General features: G+C 71.0%; 18 protein-coding genes and 1 pseudogene. 9 read left to right on the top strand and 10 right to left on the bottom strand.

Translation table 11 applies throughout. The features are described 5' to 3' along the window. The 6 genes and pseudogenes from IEZ31_RS56705 to IEZ31_RS21835 form a co-directional block, all read right to left on the bottom strand. A pseudogene (locus IEZ31_RS56705) lies at positions 1-257 on the bottom strand (hypothetical protein); the annotation flags it as partial. Next, positions 254-934 carry an alpha/beta fold hydrolase gene (locus tag IEZ31_RS21855; protein WP_190251775.1) on the bottom strand — a complete coding sequence of 227 codons (681 nt, stop codon included), beginning with the start codon at positions 932-934 and terminating at the stop codon, positions 254-256. The gene IEZ31_RS21855 and the pseudogene IEZ31_RS56705, both read right to left, overlap by 4 nt. Before the next feature lie 100 nt (positions 935-1,034). Further along, positions 1,035-3,296 (bottom strand): helix-turn-helix domain-containing protein, encoded by a 2,262-nt coding sequence (locus IEZ31_RS21850; protein WP_190251774.1) that lies wholly within the window; start codon positions 3,294-3,296, stop codon positions 1,035-1,037. Positions 3,297-3,410: 114 nt separating this feature from the next. Further along, positions 3,411-6,194 (bottom strand): helix-turn-helix transcriptional regulator, encoded by a 2,784-nt coding sequence (locus IEZ31_RS21845; protein ID WP_229835716.1) that lies wholly within the window; start codon positions 6,192-6,194, stop codon positions 3,411-3,413. Continuing rightward, positions 6,191-7,330, bottom strand: coding sequence for an AMP-binding protein (locus IEZ31_RS21840; RefSeq protein ID WP_190251773.1), 1,140 nt, complete (start codon positions 7,328-7,330; stop codon positions 6,191-6,193). Before IEZ31_RS21840 ends, IEZ31_RS21845 begins: the two co-directional genes overlap by 4 nt. Before the next feature lie 339 nt (positions 7,331-7,669). Then, positions 7,670-8,233: a dihydrofolate reductase family protein gene (locus IEZ31_RS21835; protein WP_190251772.1), complete on the bottom strand. Its 564-nt coding sequence runs from the start codon at positions 8,231-8,233 to the stop codon at positions 7,670-7,672. A 773-nt stretch (positions 8,234-9,006) separates the two neighbouring features. Here IEZ31_RS21835 and IEZ31_RS21830 point away from each other — a divergent pair. Continuing rightward, entirely contained in the window at positions 9,007-9,492 is a 486-nt protein-coding gene (locus IEZ31_RS21830; protein ID WP_190251771.1) for a cupin domain-containing protein, read from the top strand. A 103-nt stretch (positions 9,493-9,595) separates the two neighbouring features. On the opposite strand, the gene IEZ31_RS21825 is transcribed toward IEZ31_RS21830, so the two are convergent. Next, entirely contained in the window at positions 9,596-12,877 is a 3,282-nt protein-coding gene (locus IEZ31_RS21825) for an AfsR/SARP family transcriptional regulator (RefSeq protein ID WP_190251789.1), read from the bottom strand. A 148-nt stretch (positions 12,878-13,025) separates the two neighbouring features. On the opposite strand from IEZ31_RS21825, the gene IEZ31_RS21820 reads away from it, so the two are divergent. The 8 genes from IEZ31_RS21820 to IEZ31_RS21785 all read left to right on the top strand — a co-directional run bounded on the left by IEZ31_RS21820 (position 13,026) and on the right by IEZ31_RS21785 (position 22,712). Further along, positions 13,026-13,613 (top strand): NADPH-dependent FMN reductase, encoded by a 588-nt coding sequence (locus IEZ31_RS21820; RefSeq protein WP_190251770.1) that lies wholly within the window; start codon positions 13,026-13,028, stop codon positions 13,611-13,613. Positions 13,614-14,029: 416 nt separating this feature from the next. Then, positions 14,030-16,066: a hypothetical protein gene (locus tag IEZ31_RS21815; protein ID WP_190251769.1), complete on the top strand. Its 2,037-nt coding sequence runs from the start codon at positions 14,030-14,032 to the stop codon at positions 16,064-16,066. Between the two features lie 88 nt (positions 16,067-16,154). Beyond that, complete coding sequence (locus IEZ31_RS21810) at positions 16,155-17,447, top strand: ammonium transporter (RefSeq protein WP_190251768.1); 1,293 nt, start codon at positions 16,155-16,157, stop codon at positions 17,445-17,447. A gap of 33 nt (positions 17,448-17,480) precedes the next feature. After that, positions 17,481-18,632, top strand: coding sequence for a hypothetical protein (locus tag IEZ31_RS21805; RefSeq protein WP_190251767.1), 1,152 nt, complete (start codon positions 17,481-17,483; stop codon positions 18,630-18,632). After that, positions 18,622-21,204, top strand: coding sequence for a sensor histidine kinase (locus IEZ31_RS21800; protein ID WP_190251766.1), 2,583 nt, complete (start codon positions 18,622-18,624; stop codon positions 21,202-21,204). Before IEZ31_RS21805 ends, IEZ31_RS21800 begins: the two co-directional genes overlap by 11 nt. Continuing rightward, positions 21,201-21,635, top strand: coding sequence for a roadblock/LC7 domain-containing protein (locus IEZ31_RS21795; protein ID WP_190251765.1), 435 nt, complete (start codon positions 21,201-21,203; stop codon positions 21,633-21,635). Before IEZ31_RS21800 ends, IEZ31_RS21795 begins: the two co-directional genes overlap by 4 nt. A gap of 2 nt (positions 21,636-21,637) precedes the next feature. Further along, positions 21,638-22,093, top strand: a complete 456-nt coding sequence (locus IEZ31_RS21790) for a DUF742 domain-containing protein (RefSeq protein WP_190251764.1) — start codon at positions 21,638-21,640, stop codon at positions 22,091-22,093. Next, complete coding sequence (locus tag IEZ31_RS21785) at positions 22,071-22,712, top strand: GTP-binding protein (protein WP_373294656.1); 642 nt, start codon at positions 22,071-22,073, stop codon at positions 22,710-22,712. The genes IEZ31_RS21790 and IEZ31_RS21785 overlap by 23 nt, the downstream gene beginning before the upstream one ends. Before the next feature lie 137 nt (positions 22,713-22,849). On the opposite strand, the gene IEZ31_RS21780 is transcribed toward IEZ31_RS21785, so the two are convergent. The 3 genes from IEZ31_RS21780 to IEZ31_RS21770 form a co-directional block, all read right to left on the bottom strand. After that, on the bottom strand, positions 22,850-23,107 hold the full coding sequence (locus IEZ31_RS21780; protein WP_190251763.1) for a DUF3817 domain-containing protein: 258 nt from the start codon (positions 23,105-23,107) through the stop codon (positions 22,850-22,852). A 1-nt stretch (position 23,108) separates the two neighbouring features. After that, positions 23,109-23,555 carry a DUF2269 family protein gene (locus IEZ31_RS21775; RefSeq protein ID WP_190251762.1) on the bottom strand — a complete coding sequence of 149 codons (447 nt, stop codon included), beginning with the start codon at positions 23,553-23,555 and terminating at the stop codon, positions 23,109-23,111. A 92-nt stretch (positions 23,556-23,647) separates the two neighbouring features. Then, positions 23,648-25,477: a DUF4118 domain-containing protein gene (locus IEZ31_RS21770; protein WP_190251761.1), complete on the bottom strand. Its 1,830-nt coding sequence runs from the start codon at positions 25,475-25,477 to the stop codon at positions 23,648-23,650. Positions 25,478-25,656: the final 179 nt, after the last annotated feature.

Raw genomic sequence — 25,656 nt, 5'->3', positions numbered from 1 at the left:
CTTGACGTTGGCCTTACCGGCGGCGGCGTTGGTGATGACCGTTCCGCCCATGGAGTGGGCGACCAGCACGACCGGCCGCTGATGGAGTCCAGCAGACTCCCGATGTAGGGGGCGTCGGTGGGGATGCCCCGCAGCGGGTTCGAGCCCGCGATCGTGGTGTAACCCTCGCGCTGCAGCTTCGGGATGACCCCGTTCCAGCACGACGAGTCGGCGTAACCGCCGTGCACCAGCACGCTGCTGACGGTCGTGGTGGTCAACGGCTGGTCGCGGCCTGGCGGATGAGGTCGGCGACCGCGCCGGGCTGGGAGGCGTAGATGGCGTGGCTGCCGATCGCCTCGGCGGTGACCGCGCCGGCGCGGGTGGCCATGGCCCGCTGGGCCGGCGGCGGGATCATGCGGTCGGCGGTGGCGACCAGGTACCAGCTGGGCTTGTGGCGCCAGGCCGGCTCGGTGACCATGCCGGCGAGCGCGCCGACACCCCACGGCACCTGGGAGTCGGCCAGGAACGCGGCCTCGTCCTCGGGCAGGTCGGCGGCGAACGAGGCGTGGAACTTGTCCCGGTCGAGGAACAGGAACCCGTCGCGGGGCGGCAGGATCGGCGGGACCGGCGCGCCGGGCGGCGGGTCGGCGATGAGCGTGTTGACGGACTCGCCCTTGTCCGGGGCGAACGCCGCGACGTAGACCAGCGCCGCCACGGCGTCGTGGGTGCCGGCCTCGCTGATGACCGCCCCGCCGTAGGAGTGGCCGACCAGCACGGCCGGCCCGTCGAGCCCGTCGAGGACGAAGCGCGTCGCGGCGGCGTCGCCCTCCAGCGACAGCGTCGGGTTCTGCACAATCTTGACGGTGAACCCGTCGGCGGTCAGCAGCCGGTGTACGCCCAGCCAGCCCGATCCGTCGACGAACCCACCGTGCACCAGCACGACGTTGCGAATCATGGAGTGCTCCTCGGGTCCGGCGGCGGGCGAGACGCCCGCCGCTTCGCACTCCATGCAAGTCCCGCCGGCCGCGCCGGCCCAGGCGGAACAGTATGCAGAACTAGGTTCCGCCGCCCTTGGAGATGGCGTCGGCCTTGGCCCGGCAGTACGCGGCGCGGTCGTGCTGGCCGACCGTCTCGTACAGCTCGCCCGCTCGCGACAGGCTCTCGCGCGCCTCGGCCGCGTGGTCGTCGCCGTAGAGCTCGTCGCCGAGGATCCGCAGCCAGGCCGCCTGGCCCATGGTGACCTGCAGGCGCTCGAAGAGGTCGACCGCGCGGAGCATCATGGGTATCGCCTCGTCGCGGCGGCCGAGGTGGCCCAGGGCCTGGGCGGTGTGGCCGAGAATGTGCGGGAGCACCGCTTCGACGGCGAACGTCGTCAGGCCGGAGCCTGGGTCCTCCGCGATGGCCAGCGCCCGCTGGTGGGCGGCCAGCGCCTCCGCGGGGTCGCCGAGGTCGAGGGCGATGACGCCGCTGCCCAGCAATGTCTGCAGGCGAGCGTCGACGTCGCCGACCCGTTCGAAGAGGTCCGCCGCCTGCCGGATGGCGCTCAGCGCCGCCTCAAGGTCGCGCAGCGGCCGGATGCGGTGGGCGGCGGCGGTGTTCACCAGGGCGAACGCCTCCTGCCGGAGGTCTCCAGCCTGCCGGGCCAGCGTCCGCGCCCGTTGCGCACAGTCCAGTGCGGCCGGCGCGTCCGCCCGCCACGGCAGCGTGTGGGTGCCGGCGATGTGGTTCAGGAACTCGGCCTGCGCCGCGGCGTCGCCGAGCTGCACCGCCGAGTCCAGCGCGAGCGTGAACACGCCACCCCAGAGGGGCCAGTGCACCCAGCGCTCGTAGTAGGCGTACGCGGCGTTGACGGCACGAACCACGGCCCGGTGGTCCCCGGCGACGGCGGCGGCGCCGAGCGCCTGGAACCAGTGCTCGGCTTCCGTGCGGATCCACGCCTCGGCGTCCTCGGCGCAGCCGAACGCGGCGGTGTCGGCGCCGCCCGGCTGGAACCGCCGGCCCGCCGCGGTCAGCGTGTCCAGGAGCCAGGCGACCATCCGCCGCCGGGTGGCCGCCACGACCTCGATCGGGTCCTCGGCCTCCAGGCGCTGGCTCGCGTAGAGGCGGACCAGGTCGTGGAAGCGGTACCGGCCGCCCTCCGCGGCCTCCATCAGCCCCAGGTCGACCAGATCGTCGAGTTGATCCTCGGCGACGGGCACCGCCACCTCGCCGATCACCGACGCCAGTACCGCGCTGAAGTCCGCGCCGGGCACCAGCGACGCCCGGCGGAACAAGGGTCGCACCGGGTCGGGCAGCTGCTCGTACGACATTTCGAAGGCCGCCGCCACCTTCAGATCGCCGGCGCTGAGCTGGTCGAGCCGCCGCTCCGCGGCCGACAACCGTGCCACCAGATCGGCCGCGCTCCAGCCCGGCCGCGAGATCAGCCGGTTCCCCACGATGCGCACCGCCAGCGGCAGCCCACCCAGCAGATTGACCAGTTCCTGCAGGTCGTTCTCGCGCGGCGCGTCGAATCGCTCGGCCAGGATTCGGCTCAGCAGGTCCTGAGCGTCGGCCGGCGGCAACGGATCCAGGTGCAGCCGTTGTACGCCCTCCAATCCGGCCAGCAGCCGGCGGCTGGTGACGATCAGCTGGCTGGGTCCGTCACCGGGCAGCAGCGGGCGCACCTGGGACTCCGACGCCGCGTCGTCCACGGTCACAAGGACGCGCCGTTGCCGCAGCAGCTGCCGGTAGCGCCCGGCGCGTTCGGCCGGATCCTGCGGCAGCTGCTGGTCGCGTACGCCCATCGCCCGCAACAGCCGCGCCAGGATCTCGGCGCTGGCGACCGGCCGCCGGCTCATCCCCAGGGCGTCGACGAAGTACACGCCCTCGGGGAACCGGTCGCGCAGCCGGTGCGCGGCGCGAACGGCGAGGGTCGTCTTGCCCACGCCCGCGCCGCCGGAGATCACCGCCGCGCCCGGCCGGTCGGCCCCGTCGTCCAGCGCGTCGAGCAGGCCGGAGATCCACGCCAGTTCGGCGGTCCGGCCGGTGAAGTCCCCGATCGAACCGGGCAGCTCGCACAGCCCCGGGGCGGCCGTCAGGTACCCCGAACGGGTGCGCCCGGCCTTCGCCAGCGCGACGAACTCGTCCCGGCGTGCCCCGTCGAGCTTGAGCGCGTCGGCGATCAGCTCGACCGTCCGCCGCTGCGGCCCAAGCGCCCGGCCGCGCTCCATGTTGCTGAGTGCGCGCACGCTGACACCGGCGGACTCCGCAAGCTCCTCCAGCGTCAGCCCGCACTCGTGGCGCGCGGTGCGCAGCACCAGCGCGAACGTGGCGGTCATCCCGGATCGGCGGCCGCCCGGCTGGCGTGGTCGGCCAGGCTCATCGTCATCTCCAGTTCTCGTCCCGTTCAGGACCTGGTGACGCTACGGCCGGACCGTCGCCGGCCGCTTCTGTCAAATGACTGGTCCGCGGTGCGGCCGGTCGTCGAGTGCGTCGCGCAGCCCAGCCCGGGAGGTGACGCCCAGCTTGGGGAAGATCTGGTGCAGGTGGTAGCCGACGGTGCGCGCGGACAGGAACAGCCGCTCGCCGATCTGCTTGTTGGTCAGCCCGGTGGCAGCCAGCCGCGCGATCTGATCCTGCTGCGGGGTCAGCGCCGACGACGGCGGGGTGGCGGCCGGATGGTCGTGGTGGGCACCGGCGGCGCGCAGCTCGCCGATGGCCCGCTGCGACCACGGGCGGGCCTGGAGCTGGTCGAAGAGGTCAGCCGCGGCCCGCAGGTGCGGCCGGGCCGCGGCCGAGGCCCGGGTGCGTCGCAGCCGTTCGCCGTAGGCCAGGCGGAGGCGGGCGAGGTCGAACGGCCACCGGTCGGCGCCGGGCAGCGCCAGCGCCCGATCGAACAGCGGCGGGAACGACGCGTCGTCGGCGGCCATCGCGCGCGCTCCCGCCGCGGTCAGCGCCAGCCGTGGCGACAGGTCGCCGATCCGAGCCGCGTCGGCCGCGGCCACATGCGCGCGGGCATCGGCGAGCCGGCCGGTGCGGGCGGCCGCCTCGACCAGCTCCATGATCAGCCACAGCGCGTTCGGTGTGTGCGCGGCGAGCCGGCCGGCCGGGCTGACCATCGTGGCACACCGGTACGCCTCGTCGAACTCGCCCTGCGACAGCGCGGCCAGGGTGCGGACGTGCCACGCGTACCACGCGACGACGCCGACGCGGCGGGGCGCGGCCCAGCGGGTCATCTCCTGGACCGCCCGACGGCCGGCGTCGTCGCCGCGGGCGGCGGCCACCAGGGCCTGCAGGAAGAGCCCGGGCAAGCGCAGCAGCCGGTAGTTGTGGGTCCGGCACAGCTCGAGGCACTCGGCGGTCAGGGTCTGCACCTCGTCCCAGCGGCCGGCGAAGTAGGCGTCGTTGCCCAGCAGCGCCAGGGCCTCGATGGCGGAGGTGATGGCGCCGCCTTCGCGCCCGTGCCGCACCGCCCGCCACAGCGGCTCGCGGCAGTGGCCGATCCGGTCGAGGTAGCTGCCGGCGATCGCGGTCCGCACGATCCGGGCCGGGCTGTTCTCCCGGGGCAGCGCCGCGATCGCGGCGTCGAGCCGGTCGAGTACCGGCAGGGCGCCCCGGGCCGGGTCGCTGAAGGTGCCGGCCAGGATCGACAGCAGCCGCGGCACGCGGGGTTTCAGCCTCGCGACGGCGCCGTGGAAGTCCGGCCAGAGGTCGGCCCGGCCGGCGAAGAAGCAGACCATCAGCAGCGTGTACAGGGCCTCGATGAGAGTCTTGTTGTGGGCGTCGGCCGAATCGGCCACCGCGTTGATGGCGCCGGTCAGCAGCCGGTGGGCGGAGTCCACGTCGCCGGTCTCGTTGAGCAGGTGGTAGGCGCCGGCCACGGCACCGGCCAGCGACCCGTGGTGCTCGGGGTCGGCGCGGCGGGCCGCATCGAGCAGGGCGGGCACGTCGCGCAGGTCGCCGGTCACGATCGCGCCCAGGTACGCCGCTTCGGCCAGCCGGGGACTGCGGTCGGTGCCGTCCGGGCTCAGGTCGGCCGCGCGCAGCAGCTCGCTGATCGCGCGGACGGCGTCGCCGCGGAAGAGGTTGATGTGGGCGACCCGCTGCAGCAGCGCGGCGGTGGTCTCGTTCGGGCCGGTGCTCGCCTCCGCGAGGTGCCAGGCGCGCCGCTGCAGGTTCTCGGCGTGGTGCTCGGCGAGGCGTTGATGGGCCCGCCGGCGTTCACCTTCCGTCGCCTGACCGACAATCGCGGACCGGATCAGGGGGTGGCGGAAGGTCAGCACCGCCGCGGCGACATCGACGGTGACCAGCAGTACATGCACGGCCGGGGCCAACGCCTCGGCGGCCCTCGGCGGCTCGCCCAGGACGGCGAGGTCGCCGGTGCCGTCAAGGACGGCCAGCAGCAGCGCATCCCGGGTGCTCCGCGGCACCGCGGCGATCCGGGCGGCGAAGACCTGCTGCAGCCGGCCGGTCAGCGGCAGCACGGGCGCCAGCGCCGCGGTGCCGTGCGACGCCAGCGCGATCGGCAGTTCCAGCAGCGCCAGCGGGTTGCCCTGGGCCTCGGCCAGCAGCCGCTGCCGGGGGCGGGGCGGCAGCGCCGGGTAGCGGCTGTCGAGCAGGGCGCTGGCCGCGTCGTGCGACAGCGGCCCGAGCTCGTGCGTGCGCAGCTGGCTGGTGTCGAACGCAGTCGGTTCGCCGGTCCGGGCGGAAGCGAGCACGCCGAGCCGGTGGCCGCTGGCCCGCCGGGCGAGAAACGCCAGGATCTGGGCGCTGATCGGGTCCAGCCAGGGCATGTCGTCGACGACCAGCAGGATCGGGCCGTCCTGCGCGGCCCGGATGAGCAGCTGCAGCGCCGCGTTGGAGATCGCCATCCGGTCGGCGGCCGAGGTGGAGGTGGAAAGGCCCAACGCCCCGCGCAGCGCCGAGCGGTGCCCCTCGTCGAGCCCGTCCAGTCCGTCCAACAGCGGTGACAGCACCTGGGACAGGCCGGAGAAGCTGACATTGGCGTCGTGCTCGATCCCGACGGCCCAGATCACCTGAGCGCCGATCGTCGCGGCGTACCCGGCCGCATCGGCGATCAGGACCGACTTGCCGACCCCGGCGTCGCCGACGATCACCAGCGACCCTCCGCGGACCGCGGCGGCGTCGACGAACGATCGCACCAGGGCGACGTCCTGATCACGACCGACCAGGGAGCGCCCGCGCCAGTCGTGCGGGTCCCCGCCGGCATCGCTCACCGCGCTCGCTCCTGCCGCAGCTGACGCTTGACGACCTTGCCCGCCGGCGAGATGGGCAGCGACGCCACGACCTCCACGCTCCGCGGGATCTTGAATCCGGCCAGTCGGCCGCGGCAGAACGCGCGCAGGTCCTCCGCACGCACGCCGGCGTCACCGGCCGGAACCACGAGCACATGCACCCGTTCGCCCCACTGCGCATCGGGCAGGCCGATGACCGCGCACGCCGCCACCGCCGGATGCTGCGACAGCACGTTTTCGACCTCGGCGGAGTAGACGTTCTCGTCGCCGGTGATGATCATGTACTTGATCCGGTCGACGACGAACAGGAACCCGTCCTCGTCCAGGTAGCCGGCGTCCCCGGTGTACATCCACCCGCCCCGCAGCGCCGCCGCGGTCTCCTCCGGCCGCTGCCAGTAGCCCGCCATCACGTGGTCGCCGCGCACCACGACCTCGCCGACGGCCCCTGCCGCAACCTCGTCCCCGGCCCGGTCGACGATGCGGACCTCGGCATGCGGCGCCGCCCGTCCGGCCGACGCGGCCAGCCGCGGCACGTCGTGCTCGGCCGGCCCGAGCAGCGTGGCGACCGGCGACAGTTCGGTCATCCCGTACGCCTGCACCAGACCCGCCCCGGGGAACATCGTGCGCGCCGCCGCCAGCGTCGTCGCCGGCATCGGCGAGCCGCCGTAGATCAGCCGGACCAGGCTGGACGTGTCGTAGCGCCCGGCGTCCGGAAAGTCGGCCAGCGCCTGGATCATGGTCGGCACGAGCAGGACGTCGGTCACCGCGTGCCGCTCGATCGCCGCCAGCACGCCGCCGGGCGTGAACCCGTCGACGATCACATGGGTACCGCCGGTCAGCAGGCCCGCGACCCAGATCGCGAAGTCGGCCAGGTGGAACATCGGCGCCGCATGCAGCAGCCGGCCCCCGGGCGTCGTGAAGTGCCCGGTGGCCAGGCTCCCCCACGCCGATGTGAACACGTTGTCGTGACTGAGCATCACACCCTTGGACCGGCCGGTCGTGCCGCCGGTGTAGAAGATGCCCAGCACGTCGTCACCGCCCCGGCGCACGTCGGACATCGGCGCGTGGCCGGCGATCAGATCCTCGACGGCATTGTGCAACGGCTGGGTGAGGTACATGCGGCCACCCCTTGGCACCTCGGCGCGGTGAGCAACCACCAGATCGTAGGCCGCCGCGTTGACGGGCCGACCTCTGATGGCTGATCGACGCGGTGCCGACGCTCGCCCGCGGGGAGCGCGGACTCGACCGCCGGCAGCCGGTCGATGTGCCCGACGTGGCCACCGAGGTGCTCATCGGGCAACACCAGCGGGGTGGTGGGACGCCCAGTTCCCGGCATCCCGCCACCCCGCAACCAGTTCGCTCCTACAGCGTCGCGCCCAGCGTGACGAGCGGGGTGTCGTCCGGCTCGTCATGGGACGTGAGCCTGCGTTACGGAGCCCGGTATGTGGTTCGCGGTGTCATTCCTGGCCGGCGGTCGCGGTCGTCGGCCGGTAGGTGAGGACGACGATGCCGGACTCGAACGTGGTGGTATCGAGGTGCTCGATCGCAACCGAGCTTTCGGGCCGGAACAGCGGTTCGCCGCTGCCCTTGATGACGGGGTAGAACCAGATGCGGTACTCGTCGAGCAGGCCGTGAGCGGCGAGGTCATCAGTGAGCTGGCCGCAGCCCCAGATCAAGATGTTGCTGCCGGGTTCCTGCTTGAGTTTTGCCACCTCGGTGGCGAGGTCGTCGCCGTGGATGACCGAAGAGTTGTTCCATCCCTCGGCCTTGTCGAGGGTGGAGGACACCACATACTTGGGGATGCTGTTGACCCGGTCGGCGTAGGGGTTGCCGCCCATGTTCGGCCAGGCTTGCGCCATGCCCTCGAAGGTGGTCCGGCCGAGCAGCAAGGCGTCGCTGCTCAGCAGAAGCTTGAGCGCGTAGGTCTGGACCTGCTCGCTGGTGTACTGCATGGACCACAGGTGCGGATTGTCGATGTATCCGTCGAGGGTGGAGTACGTCGAAGCGATGATCTTTCTCATGGGTACCTCCTGATCGGGTGTGTGCCGTACTGCGTGCCGCCGGCCTATGTGGTGGAGGGGGATTCGACCCGGCATCCCGAACTGCGTGGACACCACGACAGGTGGTCCAGCATGGCCGAGACGATGGTGTCGCGGGCTGGGGTGGCCTTGGGTCAGGTGCGGTCCGGATCGAACCGCTCCAGCTCCGAGGCAGGCCGACGGCCAGCCCGCGACAGTCGGCCCGAACCGGCCGTGCCGGTACAGCCGGTGCCCCCGGTGCCCCCGGTGCTGCCGGCCCGCCCGGCGCTGACGGTGATGACCGTCAGCAGCAGCGGGGTCGTGCTCCGACATGCCAGATCCCCCTCACGACGCCGCCCGGTCCGACTCGCCCTACAGTGCCCCAGACCGCTTACGGTTTGTCTCCGGTCGCTTTACGCCACCGCGACCACACCGCGCACGACGCCGTAAACGTCTCGGTCGACGGCAAACCAACCCCCATGAGGACCGGCCCGGAGCCGCCGATCGGTCACTGCTCGCGTTACCCCGGCCGCCCGCCACCTGAGGTTCAGCCTGGCGACAGCGGACTGCCAGACGGAGACCGCAACACCTGCGACAAACGCTGACGATCAGGCGACCGTAAACGAACCGTAAGGGCCGCACTGCAGAGTAGGTGGCGCCGGCCCGGCTACCGCTGTTGCTGGAGAACGTTCCATGAAATTCCGATGCAGCGCGTCCGGTCGGCTCTGCCCTGTCCTGTCACTCACGCTACCGACAGCCACAAGAGGAATAGAACCATGACCTATCCGAAACGACGCTATGTCGGCGCTGAGGGCCAGATCAGTGCCACCTACCGGCCAGTTGATGGCAGTCCCGAGCTGACCTATCCGAACGGCAACACGGTGCACTACCTGGCAACAGGAGCGACGACAAACGGCCAGTTCGGCCTCTATCGGTGGGAGATGGGCCCGACGCCGAGCGGCCCGGACCCGCACTTCCACAGATCGATCTCAGAGTCGTTCTTCATCCTCTCCGGATCGGTGCGGATCTATGACGGCACGCGCTGGATCGACACGGAACCTGGAGACTTCGTGCACGTCCCCGAGGGTGGGGTGCACGCGTTCCGCAACGAGTCGGGCGCACCGGCGTCGATGCTGCTGCACTTCGCACCCGGCGCGCCACGGGAGGGCTACTTCGAGGGAATTCTTGACCTAGCCGGGGCAAGCGAGGACGAGAGGATGGAGTTCTTCCTCCGCCACGACACCTTCTGGCTTCAGTCGTAGCACCTGCCGCCGGACTCGGCGGTCCACGAGGGGCCCCGGGGGCTCCGCCAATGTGCCCAAACTTGATTTCACCCCGTGCCGGCAACGGTCCCGATGGGCTCGTTCAGTTGGTTGCGAGGGTCCGCAGTTCTTCGGAGGTGAGGCCGCCGCCGCGTTGGAACTCGGTGGCGAAACGAGGCTGGCCCAGGGCCTGACAGACCCGTGTGGTGATCCGGTCGATGTCGGCGCGTTCGGAAGGCCCAGGCGTCCGTGAGTTCAATGCGCGGACCGCGTCCGCCGCGCCGAGAAACTGGGCGGCGCGGTGGTGGTGTCCGGCGAGGGCCAGCGCCCCGGCCAGTCCCTCGACGGTGATCGGCATGTCCCGGGATGTGCCGAACCCGGCGGCGAGGTCGAGCGATTCCAGGTGGGAGGCGAGGGCGGTGGTCGCGTCGCCGCGCTGCTCGGCGAGGAAGCCGAACTCCGTGAGAATGAGGGGAAGGTACGGAGGTTGGGCTTCCTGGCGTGGAGCCAGGCTGAGTATGCTGCGCAGATGTGTCTCGGCGAGGTCGAGGCAGCCGTGTCTGCGGGCGGCGAAGGCGAGTCCCATCCTGGCGAAGATCTGCGCCTCCTGGTGGCCCTGTTCGACGGCCAGCCGCAGGGCCTGCTCGCAGGACTGCACCGCCTGCGGGTAGTCACCGCGTTGCAGCGCGATCCACCCGAGCCAGGACAGCCGGCCGGCGACCTCCGTCCACATCTCGAGTTCCTCGGCCATGCGCTGCCCGTCGCGGTGGAGGTGCTCGGCCCGCTCGTGGTCGCCGGTCATCTCGGCGAGGGCGCCGAGCCAGCCGGATGCCTCCAGCTGGCCCCAGCGGTCGCCGACTTCACGGAAGAGAACCACGCTTCGGCTGGCGTCACGTTCCATCGCGGTGACATCCCCGCGAATGTGCGAAAGTTTGGCCCGGCTCGCGAGGGAGGCGGCCGTTCCCCAACGATCATCGAGTGTTTGGAAGTCCGAGAGTGCCCGGTCCAGCAGGTCCTCGGCGACGGTCAGGTCGCCGCGGCCGATCCCGGCGTAGGCCAGGAACCACTGTGCTCTGGCACGCCCGCGCACGTCATTGGTGTCGTCGAACAGTCGTAGCGCCGTCCTACGGCGCTCTTCCCGGTCTGTGACGTCGCCGTGGAGGAACCCGATACCGGTCGCCCAGGCCAGCGCCCTGGCCCGGCGCGCGGTGGTCGAGACGGTGGCGACGGCTCCGGCGCGGGACGCGGGAACGTCGGAGTTCCCGGAGGGCTCGACGGCGAGTGCGGCAGCGAAGGACCGCCGGGCCTCGTTCAGGCGGCCACGCAGGAACCAGTACCAGGCCATCGCGTTGACCAGGTGCAGCGCGCCCTCCGCGTCCCCGTCCCTGATCGCGGCGTTGAGCGCGGCGCGGATATTCATCACCTCTGCGTCGAGGCGGCGCAGCCACCGCTGCTGGTCGGGTCCGTACAGGCGCGGCTCAGCCTGCTCGGCCAGGTCGGAGTAGTAGTGCTGGTGCCGCCGCCGGAGCGGTTCGAGCTCGCCTGCTGCCTGCAACTGCTCGATGCAATAGGCCGCCACCGATTCCAGCAGACGATACCGGGGTACATCGGCGTTCTCCACCACGACCACCAGGGACCGGTCGACCAGACGGGTCAGTAGGTCCACGACGTCCAGGCCGTCCTGCGCGCAGACGGCCTCGGCGGCCTCCAAGGTGCAGCCGTCGGAGTGCACCGCCAGCCGGCGCAGCACAACGCGCTCAGGGCCAGTCAACAGCTCCCAGCTCCAGTCGATCATCGCCAACAGGGTCTGCTGCCGCGGTGGCGCGCCCCGATAGCCGACGGACAACAGCCGGAACCGGTCGTCGAGTCGGTTGACCAGGCCCTGCACGCCCAGCGCCCGGACCTTGGTCGCCGCCAGCTCGAGGGCCAGCGGGATGCCGTCGAGCCGCCGACACAGCACGGCGACCGCCGGGGCGGTGTCGGCGTCGAGGACGAATCCACGAGCCGCGGCAGTCGCCCTCGCCATGAACAGCCGTACTGAGTCGATCCGTTCCAATTCAGCGAGGCCGGCGGCGCGATCGGGCACCTCGAGCGGCGCAACGCTCCAGACCACCTCGCCGGCGAGGGCGAGCGGCTCCTGGCTGGTTGCCAGCAGCCGCAGGCCCGCAGCAGTGTGGAGCAGTAGCTCCGCCAACTCGGCAACCGATTCGACAATGTGTTCGCAGTTGTCCAGCACCAGCAGAAGACGCCGGTGTTGCAGAGCCTCGGCCAGCCGGTCCACCGAGGCTACCGGCTCAGCCGGGCTGGTGTCCCGGATGTCGAGCACTGACATGATCGCCTCTGCCACCCGGTGCATCACGTCCCGGTCGGCCGGTCGGTCCAGGGCCGCCAGCTCGACCAACCACACGCCGTCGGGGAACGGACTTCCATCGGCGCCGGGTGGACGGGAGGCCAACTGCCGGGCAGTCTCCAATGCCAGCCGGGTCTTGCCCACCCCGCCTGGACCGGTGAGCGTCACCAGGCGGTCGGTCTCCAGTCGAGCGCGGATCCCGGCGACCGCGTCGTCCCGGCCGATCAACTCGGTGAGTGGCGTGGGCAGGTTCGAGGCGGGCTGTGTCACCGACGGACCCGGTGCGGACGGCGGTGCCAGCGCCGCGTCCTGCGTCAGGATCGCTCGGTGCAGGGCGACCAGCTCGGCACCCGGATCCAAGCCCAGTTCGTCGGCGAGCAGACCGCGCAGCTCCTCGTAGCTGGCAAGGGCCTCGCTCTGCCGTCCGGAGCGGTACAGGGCGCGCATGTGAGCGGCACGCAAGCGCTCCCGGAGCGGATGCTCGGTCAGCAGGGCGCCGAGCTCGCCGGCCAGCAGGGCGTGCTCGCCCAGTGACAGCCGCGCCTCGGCCAGATCCTCTTCAGCCGTGAGCCGTTGCTGCGTCAGTTTGGCGATGGCGGATCGGGTGAACGGCTCGTCGGCGAAGTCGGCGAACGCCGGGCCTCGCCATGCCGCCAGGGCGGCAGACAGCAGGGCGGCTTTGGCCCGAGGCTCGCCGGCCTGGCCGGCCTCGGCGACCAGGGAGTGGAACCGGTCGGCGTCGGTGTCACCGTTCAACAGGTAACCGGCGGGATGGTGCAGGACCAGTTCCCGGCCGCCCGGCTCGGCGTCCTCCAGCGCCCGGCGCAGCTGCGAGACCTTCGCCGCCAAGGCGCCCGCGGGGTTGCCGGGCGGGTTGTCGCCCCACAGATCGTCGACGAGCCGGTCAGCGGGCACCGGCCGGCCCTCGTGCACGAGAAGGTCGGCCAGCAGGGTGCGGACCTTCAGCCCGGGCACCCCAACCGGTGTGCCGCCGGTCGTCCACACCGTCAACGGGCCGAGCACTCCAAAGCGCATGACGGCCACGATAGCCGGGTGTCGGCCGGGTCATGTGCACGCACGCGGTGGGTGAGCCGCGCCGTAAGCCGACGAGCAAGAAGCCGTAAACGGCCTGCGACACAGTGGGTCACGTCGAACGGGGGAACGACCGAGACGGAGGTAGGACGTGTCGGAGAACGACCGGCTGCGACTGGCGGTCATCGTCGGCAGCACTCGCAATGGCCGGTTCGGGCCCATCATCGCCAGATGGCTGGTGGCCAAGGCCCGCCGGCACGGCAACCTCGACGTCGACCTGATCGACCTGGCCGAGACCGACCTGCCGTCGACGCTGACGGATGAGAATGAACCCGTCCCCCCGCAGGTGCGGGCCTTGGCGCCCCGGCTCTCCGCTGCGGACGCCTTCGCAGTCGTCACCCCTGAGTACAACCGGAGCTTCCCCGCTCCGCTCAAGACGGCCATCGACTGGTACTACGAGGAATGGCACGCCAAACCCGTCACCTTCGTCGCCTACGGTAGGGAGTCCGGCGGCCTGCACGCCATCGACCAGCTACGTCAGATCTTCGCCGAGCTGCATGCCGTCGCCATCCGCGACGCCATCAGCCTCCCCAGATACTGGGAAATGTTTGCCCCTGACGGCACATGGCCCAAGGCCACGGCGGACTGCAACACCACGGTCACCGCCACGCTGGATCACCTGTCCTGGTGGGCCCACGCATTGCGGGATGCCCGGACCAAGTCGCCCTACATCACGTAGGCCGATTACCACCTCGTGCGACGCACAACACAAGCATCGAGGGTCGCTGCAATTGGACGAATAGAGCGTTCCGGGCGTTAGCGTTCGTTCGGAAACGCACCGCCGCCGAGGTCGCCGCGGGCCTCGAGGGAGGGCGGTATCCGTGTTCGCTTGCCGTCTGCACGACGTCGGGCTCCCGGCGCCCGCTGTGTCGCGACGCCCGACTCTTCGGACACAGAAAAACTGCCTGACCCGCCGGCCGTCGCAATACGTAGATAGGTGAGAGGAGATCCAGACGTACCGCCGGGAGGGCCGCAGAGGTGGGACATCACTTGCGACGTGGCGGGCGGTCCGGCACGACACCGCTGAACCGCATGTCCGGGCAGCGCCCTACGAGGCGGGCCGCGCAACCTGCGGCGGAGAGCGTGGCGCGACCGGTGCCCGACAGCAAGGCCGAGCCCGCCGACCCAGCCGGTCGGCTGGCGGGCGTACTCCTGGAGCTGTTCCTTCAGGTGCCGCGGATGCAGCGCCGGTACCGCGCGGCCCTGTCCACGATCCATCCGGACGACGCGATCGGTCTGATCGACGCGTGGACCGAGTTTCGTCAGGCGCTCGCCAGCACCCGGTACGACCCCGAGACCGGCGGTCTGCTCCGTCTTGCGACCGGGTCCGGCGAGCCGGGACAAGCGGCCGAGCTGTCCGATCGTGGAATGGGGATCGTCGCGGAGCTGGCGGATGCCCGAATTCGACTGCGGCAGGAGATCCAGGCAGCGGAGGTATCTTTGCCGGCGGTCGGTCAGCTGGACCGGGCCACCCTGCTTGCCCGGTTGCGCCTGCTGCACCAGGGCGAGCGTCATCTGCGACGGGCCGTCGTCCGCGCGATGTCCGTGTTGCCCGCCGCCGATCACCATTTGCTGCGCGGCCTCGCGCCGCTGGCTGCCGGGTACACCGCGTACCTCGCGGCGGAGCGGGCACTGGCCCGGCAGTGGGCGGTCGTGGCCGAAGGACGCGACCCGGCGGCTGCGGCAACGCTGGATCACTGGTTGTCCTACACCGCCGACCTGCTCGACCTGCTCGATCAGCTCATCGCCGGGTACGGTGAGCCAAGACCGATGCCGGCCGTGCCGTGGTCTCCAGTCAGCGCCGCCGGCCCCGCAGAGCCGGCGCTGCCCACGCCCGCCGCGGTCGAGCAGCCGCCAGCCGGCTCCGGACTACGGTCCGCACTGCACGAGCTCCACGACGGGTATCCGGACCTGATCGCCGGCTGCCGGCGGGTCCTGGCAGAGCTCGGCGGAGTAGGTGGTTTGCCGACGGCGGGGACGGCGCGCGAAGGTCTGCTCAGCGCCTGGGGGCGGTGCGACGACGCGCTCGCCAGCCTCGCGGCGCGCGTCAAGGACGACCAGTTCGCCCACCCGGCTGGTACGGACGCCGATTCGGGACTGCGGGCCGAACTCGACCGCGCCGCCGACCTGCGCGCCGCCCTGGCGGACCAGCTGGCCGAGGCCGAGGCATGGCTGGCCCGGACCGAGGCGCCGGCCGCCTGGCGGCAGGCCCGGCCCGGGGCGGAGCAGTCCCCTTCCCTGGTGACCGCCGGGCGGCACGGGGTGCCGCACCGGCTGCACTGGCTCACGGACCAACCACGGGTCAACGCCGAGGCATTCGAGCTCTACGTCGCGTCCCGCTGGCCCGCCGGACGCTCCATTGTGGAGGGTGTACCGGGTCCATGGTTGTTCCTGACCGGCCGGCTTGACGGGGCGGACCTGGCCGGTGAGACGCGCGACGGCAGCGTGTTGCGGGTCCGGGTCGGGGCCGGTACCGCGATAGACGGCTCCTCGACCGGCCACCGAGGCCCCGCTGAGCTGCACTATCTGCTCGCGGCGCCGGGCACCTATCTGCTGCCGGTGGCGTGGCTGTCCGACACCCGGATCGTCGATGCCTATCGAGTGGATGCGCAAGGGCGGCTGCGTCCGGAGTCGCTGCTCGACGGGTCGGCCGGTCAGCCGCTCACCAGTTACCCGATCGACGCCCGGCACGGCGTTGCCGGCCTGCCCAACGAGGTTGTCTACTGGCCCAGCCGGCGGATGTTCGGTGCGGCCACCGTGTACGCGCTGATTCCCGATCCCTCGCCCCATCGTGTGCCGGACTGGCTCGTGGTGCACGAACAGCGCCCGCAGGCCCGGCCCGGCCACCATCTCGTGGAACTGCACATCGGCTGGGGATGGGCCATCGACATCACGGCCACCGTCGCACGATTGGGTGCGCTGCCGCGATTGCGCTCCATCGCCGATGACCTGCACGCCAGCGGGGTGCGACTGGTCCTGCCGCGACGCTCCTACGCCTCGGTCCGGATCAAGCGGGTCTGGCGCCCCGGCCGCGGCTGGCGCCCCACCGGCAGGCCCGGGTCTCTCTCGTTGGCCAGTCTGCTCTGGGATGAAGTGGGCGACTCCGATCAGCCGATCCGCCACACCGGGTAGGCCCGACGGAGGATTTGGCGGCTGTTGGGTGAACTCTTTGCGCCGGCGCTACGTAGCAGCGCAGGACGGTGAGAGAAGGAGGTAGCAGATGCCCGGTGCCACCGACCCCGGCGCCACCGCGTGGGTGCTGGCCAGCGCAGCATTGGTGTTACTCATGACGCCCGGTGTCGCCTTCTTCTACGGCGGCATGGTCCGGCGTAACAACGTCCTCGGCATCATCATGCAGAGCTTCGCCACGTTGGCCATCGTGACCATCACCTGGGTCACCGTCGGCTTCACGATCGCCTTCGCTCCCGGCAACGAGTTCCTCGGCGACCTGCGCTGGCTGGGCCTGAGCAACCCGACCGGCGAGGTGGGCGCCGCACCACACGTGCCCGTCATGGTGTTCGCGCTCTACCAGCTGATGTTCGCCGCCGTCACCCCGGCGCTGATCACCGGCAGCACCGCTGAACGTTGGCGGTTCGGGCCGTTCTGCGCGTTCATCGCCTTGTGGTCGGTGCTGGTGTACGCGCCGATCGCACACTGGGTGTTCGCCCCGGAGGGGTGGGCCGCGAGGTGGGGAGCGCTCGACTTCGCAGGCGGCACCGTCGTGCACGCGAACGCCGGTGCCGCCGCGCTCGCCATGGCGATCGTGCTGGGCCGGCGCCGCGGCTGGCCGGCCAACTCGGCCCGCCCGCACAACCTGCCGATGGTGATGACCGGCCTGGCCCTGTTGTGGTTCGGCTGGCTCGGGTTCAACGGAGGCTCCGCGTACGGCGCCAACCAGCTCGCCGGCACGGCCACCGTGAACACGATGGTCGCTGCCTCGGCCGCGCTGATGGCGTGGAGCGTCACCGAGCGGGCCCGGTACGGCAAGGCGACGAGCCTGGGTGCCGCTTCCGGGGTGGTGGCCGGCCTGGTCGCGATCACCCCGGCGGCCGGCTACGTCGCCCCGATCGGTGCGCTCGCGATCGGGACGCTCGCCGGTCTGGTGTGCCACCTGCTGGTCGGGTTGAAGGTGTGGTTCCGGGTGGACGACTCGCTCGACGTCGCCGCCGTGCACCTGGGCGGAGGGGTCATCGGCGCGGTTTGCGTCGGGCTCTTCGCGACCAAGTCGGTCAACGCGGCGGGCGCCACCGGGCTGTTCTACGGCGGCGGGTACCACCAGTTGACCCGCCAGGTGGTCCCGGTGGTGGCGGTCATCGCGTACTCACTCGTGCTGACGCTGCTCATCAGCGGCGTGCTGAATCGCCTGCTCGGCAACCGGGTCAGCGGCCGGGCCGAGGCCACCGGTCTTGACCTGTCCGAGCACGGGGAGGCCGCATACGACCTGGCCGATCGGGACAGACCGGCCGTCACCCCCGACGCGCACCCGGTCCCCGCCGCGGTGAAGACCCAGTAAGCCGGTTGTGCCAGCCCAGGAGGGAACCGCCCGATGAGCACACTGTCGACTCGCCCGAAACTGCGGGCCGTCGCGGCGGTCCTCGCCGTGACGGTGATAGGTACTCTGCTCGGGATCGGCCTGGTCGGCTCGTGGTCCGAGCTGTCCCGGCAGCGCGGCTTCGTCACCGCGGAACGGGCCGGTGTCGCCTACCTTCGGCCGCTGACGGCCCTGATCGGGGCGCTGACCGCAGCCGAGTCCGCCGCCGTGCGGGGCCAGCCGATCGACACCGGCGGGCTGCGCACGGCGGTGGCCGGCGTGGCGGGCGCCGACGCCGCGCACGGTGCCGCGCTGGGTGCCACTGTCCGCTGGTCCGAAGTGCAGCAACGGATCGCCACGCTGATCGACGAGCCGGGCACCGGCCAGAGCGCCCATCGGGACTTCGGTGACGTGGTGAGCCTCGCCATCGAGCTGACGGTGCAGGTCGGCGACGCGTCCAACCTCATCCTCGATCCGGAGTTGGACGCGTACTATCTGATGGACGTCGGGCTGATGCGGCTGCCCACGGTGATGTTCAACGCGGCTCGCGTCGCCGATCTCGTCGCCCTGCCGCTCGGCGCGGACACCGCGAGCGAGCGGGCGGCGGCCGTTGCCGTCGCCCGTTACGAGGTGGCGGTGGCCGCCGCCCAGATCAGCACCGGGCTGAAGAAGAGCGTGCTGAACACCGAGCGCTCGGCATTGGGTACCGACATCACCGGCGAGCAGGACGCGTTCCAGAACGCGGTCGACGCGTTGACCCCGCCCGCCCTGGTGCGACAGCTCAGCGGGCCTGTGACGGGAGCCGGGCTGGAGGATGCCGCGGCCCGGGTCAACCACACGGCCGTGACGCTCGTCGCCGCCATCTGGGATCAGCTCGACGGGCTGCTCGCGGATCGCCAGGCCGGCCTGGTCAGCCAACAGCGGCTGGTCATCGCCGGCGCGGCCGGCGTGCTTGCCGGTGCCGTCGTGCTGCTGTGGCTGCTCGCTCCCGATCGGCGCTCCCGCGCGACCGACGAGGGAACCGAGGGCAGCGACGAGGTCGAGGCAGCGCCGGAGCAGCCGCAGATCAGCATGATCGATGCCCGCGACCTGCTCGGTGCCGAGGAACTTGTGCACGTGGGCCGAGGGGTGCAGGCACGGCGGCGGGAGCGCGACGGTGCTGAATGACCTCGGGGTCCGCCAGAAGCTGAACCTGCTGCTGTTCCTGCCGCTGTTCGCCGTGGTGTGCACCATCATCCCGTTCACGGTCGAGCGGGTCGACGATGCACGCGCCGCGGCGGTGACCGCACACCTCGCCCGGCTCGCTCGTGAAGTCGGTGGTCTGGTGCAGGACCTGCAGCAGGAGCGCGCGATTGCGCTGGCGTATCTGGTGCTGCCGTCGACGGACCGGTCCGCGGTCGTCATCCAGCAGCAACTGGTTGACGACGCCGTGGCACGCATGCGCGCCGACGGGCCGGAGCCGGACATCGGCCAGGCCCTGGACCGGGTCGGCGAGCTGGACCAGCAGCGCCAGCAGGTGCTGTCCGGCACCGCCAGCACCGTCACTGTGTACCACGCCTACCGAGACGCCATCCAGGCGCTGCTGGACGCGCTGCACCTGGCGGCCCGCGACGGTGTCGACGCGGTCGGGCTGCGCCAGCTCTTCACGCTCGACGCGTTGCTCCGCACCAACCATGTCGCCAGCGACGTCGCCGCCGGCCTGGTGATCGCCGCCGCCGACCGCGGCACCGGCGCTCCCTTGCTCGCGGCGGCCCTGACAGCCGAGCGGCAGCAGCGCGACCGGTTCCGGCAACTGGCCACCGGCCAGCAGTCGGCGCTGCTCGACATCGTGGAGCAGGGACCGTCCGGGCAACGTGTCGCCGGCATCACCGCCCGGCTCAGCAGCACGGGCATCGCGGATGTCGCCGAGGACGTGCCGACCGCACTCGGCGTAGCCAACGCATACGGGCGGCTGCGCCAGATCGTCGAGGACCGGATCGCGTCGGACATCGCCAGCGCGGCGGACGTACGGGAAAGGAACGGCCGCTCCGCGGCGCTGGGTGTCGGGTCCGGCGCCGTCCTGGTGCTCGCCCTCGTCATCAGTCTGTCGATACGAGTGAGTCGATCGATCGCGTCGCCGCTGCGCCGGCTGTCCCGCGCCGCCGGCGCCGTCGCCGACATCGCGAGCGCCGAGCTGGTGAGGGTGGACGACGCCGACGAGTCGGTGCCCCGGCCGACTCGCCTGGCCGCGGTCAACGTCCGCGGCCAGGACGAGATCGGTGAACTGGCCGCCGCCATCAACCGGGTCCAGGCGACCGCCGCGTTGCTCCTGGAACGGCAGGTCAGCACGCAGCGCAACGTCGCCATCATGTTCGCCAACATCGCTCGGCGCACGCAGAGTCTGGTGACCCGGCAGCTCAGCCTGATCGACGACATGGAACGCAATGAACAGGACGCGATGCTCCTGGAGAAGCTGTACCGGCTTGACCACCTGACCACGCGGTTGCGGCGCAGCGCCGACTCGCTCCTGGTGGTCTCCGGGAACCGTGATGAGGAGTTGGTCGTACCGACTCCGCTGGTCACGGTGATCCGAGCCGCAGCCGGGGAGATCGAGGGGTTCCGGGCGGTACGGCTGGGCCGGGTCTGCGACATCGTGATCGCCGCGGATCTCGTCGCCGACCTACGACTGTTGCTCGCGGAGCTGCTGGAGAACGCGACAGCATTCTCGCCGCCCGGAGCGTTCGTCGAAGTCAGCGCCGAGCTCGGTGACGGTTGCCGGATCACCGTCGCGGACTACGGCATCGGCATGCCCTTGGCGCGGATGCAGGAGGAGAACCGCCGGATCGTGGAACGGCCGCGGCTGGACGTGGCACCCACCGAAGTGCTTGGGCTCTTCGTGGTGGGCCGGCTGGCCCGCCGGCACGGACTGACCGTGCGGCTGGACCCGACCCCAGGACAGGGTGTCACTGCCACGGTCCTGATCCCGTCGCGCATGTACGCTGTCCCACGCCAGCCGCCCGCGCACGTAGCGGCCGCTCCGGCGGTCGCCCCGGTGGCCGCACTGCTGCCCGGACCGACCCGGCCGACACCGGCGGGAAGCGCATTCTCCTGGTTCGACGGCTCGGGAAGACTCAACGGCCACCCGGCTGCGGCCGCACCGGCGCCAGCCGTCTCCGACCGTCCCACGGCACCGCTGACGGCGCCGGCAGCGGTCAACGGTGCGGACCATGACCGCTCCCGCAATGGTCTCACCCGGCGTACCCCGGGCCTGTACATGACCGCCTTCGAGACGCGACCGGCGAACCCCGCGCCGGCTGGGTTGCGCGACGCGGAAGCCGAAGCCGCCCAGTTGACCGCATTCATGCAAGGCACCGAACGGGCCGCGGTCGACGGTCAACACCTTGCGCCACCCGTCTTGCCGCAGGTGGCCCCGCACCCACCGATCCGGGGGGTGGCCGCGGTCAGCCAGGAACCCCGCGCCACCGAACCACGACCCACGGAGGCCGGGCCGGCAGTCGACCCGCAGAAAGGCCCGCACGGTCTCACCCGACGTACCCCAGGTGCGCACCTCTTCGCCTCGGCGCGGCCCAACCCGTCGGCGACCACCTCCAGCAGGGCTCCGGCGAACATGAGGCCGAGCGGGCCGCATCGAGATCCGGAGGCCGAGCGGGCCGCCCTGGACGGTTTTGTCGAAGGACTCGCCCGAGCCACGAACAGCCTCAACACACACGATCCGCACAACGGGAAGAGGCAGCGATGACCGTACCAATCCAGCACATCAGTGCGGACGCACAGCAGTTCAACTGGCTGATCAACCAGTTCGCCGCCAACACGCCGCTCGTGTCCGATGCGATCGCGGTCTCGTCGGACGGGCTGCTCATCGCGATGACCAACTCGCTGGAGCGGGCCGATGCCGACCGGCTGGCGGCGATCACCTCGGCGATCATCAGCTTGTCCATCGGGGCCGCGCAAGTGTATGACCTTGGCTCCCCGAACAAGGTGATCATCGATCTTGATCGCGGATACCTGTTGGTCAGCGCAATCAGCGTGGGCGCGGCGCTGAGTGTGCTCGCGGCCAAGTCGGCGAACCTCGGCCAACTCGCGTACGAGATGGCCATGTTCGCCAACCGTGCCGGCGCGGTACTCACGCCGGGCCTCATCGAGGAGTTGAAGAGCACAGTCGGGTACTGACGATGGACGACCATGACGGATCGGCTTCCGACCGGTCGGTGCCACTGGTACGGCCGTTTCTCGGCGGCTCGTCGGCCGGTCCGCCGGCGCAGCCTCCGCCGCGTCCGGATCCGCTCCGGCCCACCACCTCGGCGGTCCGTCCATACCTGCTCACCGGCGGACGGGCGCGACCCGACACCGGGCTGGAGATCGAGGCTCAGGTGCTGACGACAACCGTGGGTGAGGATGCGCTGGACCGCTACCGGTACGAACAGCGCGAGATCCTCCTCCTGTGCCGTGCGCCGCTGGCGGTCGCGGAGGTCGCCGCCCGCCTCGGCCTGCACCTCGGAGTGGCCCGGGTGCTCGTCGGCGATCTGATCGCGTGCGGACACCTGGCCTCCCGCCGCCCGGACAGCGGACTGCACCGCAACGCCGCCATCATTGAGAGGGTCATACGTGGACTTCAAGCCATCCACTGACATGCCCGGAGGGCGCGGGCTTCCCGAGCGGCAGGACGGCACTCCCCGTGCCGGCCGACGACCGCCGTTGCCCGTGAAGATGGTCATCGCCGGTGGCTTCGGGGTCGGCAAGACCACGGCGGTGTCCGCAATCTCCGAGATACCGGTGCTGACCACCGAGGCGGCGATGACCGAGGTGGCCGCCGCGATCGACCGCATCGGTCACGTACCGCAGAAGGTGACCACGACGGTCGCGCTGGACTTCGGCTGCATCACCATCGACGAAGAGATCAAGTTGTACCTGTTCGGTACTCCAGGGCAGGACCGGTTCGGCTTCATGTGGAACGACCTGGTGTCCGGCGCGCTCGGTGCGCTGGTGATCGTGGATACCCGTCGAATGGACGACTGTTACCCGTCCGTGGACTATTTCGAGCAGGCAGGCATCCCGTTCGTCGTGGCGGTGAACCTGTTCGACGGGCAGTTGTCGCACGGGTTGGACGACGTGCGGTGGGCGCTCGCCGTCAGCAACGACACTCCGGTGATCACGTTTGATGCGCGCGATACGCGTTCCGTCCGCGACGCGCTGCTGGTCGTGCTGAACCGGGCCCTGGCCGAGACGAGGGCGACGACGGCCGGTTGACGTCGCCGGCGAAGGCCGATCCGTCCTGTCGTGTTCGCCGGCTCCCGGCCGTTCGGCGCCGAGTCGGTGAGGTCAGACAGGTCAGATGGTGATGCGACCGATCCCGCCGGTCCCGGCAGTCACGACGGCACCCGGCGTCATCCGACGGGCGCCTGACGCCGCACGCGCCGCAGCGCGAGCAATCCGCCCAAAATCGGGATGGCAGCGAGCAACGTCGTGGACCTCGACCGAGTGAGATGCAACGCGGTGCCGATCACGAGAAGATAGGAGCAGCCGTGGATCGGGCCGAAGAGGGAAGCCACCGCCGGGACGTGGACGGTCGCCAGGTTCGTCAGGAGCACGGCGAGGCTGACGAGCTCGACGACCGCAGCAATGCGCAAGAGCGTGAGGGGCACGCTACACCCCCGTGGTGGAGCCTGGACGAACGATCATCAAGACGACCACGACCGCCCACAGCAGGTTGAAGACGCCGGTGATCATGCCGAGGCGTGCCGCTGATCGATCGCCGGGTGGCGATGCGGCGCCGCTGGACGCCCGTGCCAGCAGGCCGTGCTGGCGGGGCAGGATGACCAGGCCCAGCAGTCCGGCCGCCGCGATCGTCAGTGCGATCGAGGTCAGCAGCCATGCGTCGCCGAGCACCCCGAGACTGCTCGCCGTTGCCAGGCCGAAGATGGGTACTGCCACGCCGATCACGGCGTACACCGTGCTGATCCGGTGCAGGAGGCGCAGTGCATCGGCGTCGCCGCGACGCACGGCGGCCGGAAACATGCTCGCCGCCACCGTGACCGGCCCGATGGCGATGATCGCGGCCAGGACATGCAGGCTCAACAGCACTTTTGTCACGGTGCTCGAAGGTAGGCGCCCGCCGGCGCGCGAGAAAGTGGCGTGAATGCCACATGCCAACGGATTTCAGCCAACGCGAACCGGCACTCCGTTCAGGCGACATTGATCGGGGCCGCGTTGATCGGGATGTCGACCAGCAGCCCGGTGCCGTGCCCGGCGGGGCTCACGATGTCCATGTGGCCCTCGAGCGTTGCGATACGGTCCTGGAGGCCGATGAGGCCCGAGCCGCGATCGATGTTGGCTCCGCCGACGCCGTCGTCGCGGATCGCGATCCGCAGGCACGTCTCGTCCGCCGCGATGTCGATGCGCACCGAATGCGCCCGGGCGTGCTTGGCGATGTTCGTCAACGCCTCCGACACCACGTAGTATGCGCCGACCTCGACCGGCTCCGGCAGCCGTCGGTCTATGGCTAGCTTGAGGTCGACCGGCGTCGAGCTGCGGCGCGCAAGGGCCTTGACGGCCGGGCCGAGCCCGCCCTTGGACAGGGTTGCCGGGTGGATGCCACGCGAGATCTCCTGCAGGTCCTGGACGACGCCGGTCAGGTTGTTCATCGCCTGGGACAGTTCGTGCTCGGCCTGGTCGGGGTCGGCGGGCAGCGACGCCTCGATCGTACGCAGCTGGAGACCCAGCGCGATGAGACGTTGCTGTGCGCCGTCGTGCAGATTCCGCTCGATGCGGCGGCGGGCATCGTCGCCGGCGGCGACGATGCGGGCACGGGACGTGGTGAGTTCGGCGTGACTCTCGGCATTGGCGATCGCGGTCGCGACAAGTTCGGTGAAGTCGTTCATGCGCGTCTCGGTGTCCGCCGGCAGCGGATCCGAGGTGGTGCACGCGACGACGGCCACGCCCCAGACGCCGCCCTCGACCAGGATCGGGACACCAACGGCCGAGCGGATGCCCGCGTTGCGGGCGCTCTCGGCGTTGGGACCGGCGGCGTGTTCGTAGGAGCGCAGCCGGGCCGCGCCGCGGGCCTGCAGCACCATGCCGAGGAGGCTGTCCTCCCGGACCGGGAACGACTCTTGGCGCAGGTTCAGCGCACCGCGGCCGGCGACTCTGGTCGCGGTGTTGTCTGCCTCATAGCGGTACAGCGCCGTGGGGTAGGGGCCGAGAACCCGGCCAAGTTCCTCGGTCACCGCGGCGAACACGTCGGCCGGTGCGGCGCCCTGCGCGACGAGTGTCGCCACCCGTCGCAACGCGGTCTGCTGTTCGGCGAGCAGCATGATCCGCTCGCGGCTCGTCTCACGCTCACGCGCGGCAGCGAGCAGCGATTCCAGCGTGGGGACCAGCCACTGCCGCAGCCGCCGCACGGTGGGTTCGGGCAGGTCGGCCGGGACCGTCAAGGTACCGAGAACGGTGGTCCCGGAACGCAGCGGGAACGCGGCCCGGTGAGCGTCCTCGGCCGCCGTGCCGAGGACGATCGCGGCCGAGGACAGCCTGAGCGCCTGTGCGACGCTGCGTGCGGCCGCTTCCAAGGCTGGGCGCAGGTCAGCGGCGCCGAGGAGCAGCCGGGCCAGCTCGGCGCTCACGTCGGCCTCCCGCCGGCGTTCGGACGTCTCGACGGCGTGTTTGCGGGCGAGGTCCGCGAGGCCGCTGACCAGCAGCGCGGCGAGCACGAAGATCGTCAGGTCCTGGACGCCCTGACCGGTGGAGAAGTCGAATCGGCCGAAGGGCAGGACGTGGAAGTAGTTGTATGCGACAGCACTGGCCAGCGACGTCAGCACGCCGAGCGTGGCTCCCCACACGGTCGAGACGACCAGGACACCGACGAGGTAGACCTCCCCCCGGGCGTCCTCATGTGCGACGCCGTGCAGTGGGTACAGGGCAAGCGTCTCGAACCCGATCAGCGCTGCGGCGATCAGGAGCCCGACTGAGAACGGCGGTGGCTCAGCGCGCAACAACAGCGACAGCAGGCGTGCCCGCATGAGCGGCCGCCCCCTCCCGCGTCACGTCACCACGCGTGGAGGTCACCGACGGGAACCCGGCAACCGGCGAGGTAGCACGTGTCGTGCAGTGACGCGACCTCGAACCTCCTGAACACCTTTTTTGCAGCTTACTGCACAGGCCGTATCGCTTGACCGCTCCGCAAATGTCATTGGTGAAC

The organism is Dactylosporangium sucinum (genome assembly GCF_014647515.1).
Classification (GTDB): Bacteria; Actinomycetota; Actinomycetes; order Mycobacteriales; family Micromonosporaceae; genus Dactylosporangium; species Dactylosporangium sucinum.
The sequence above is the reverse complement of the archived record's forward strand: the minus strand, read 5'-3'. Positions and strand labels throughout refer to the sequence as shown.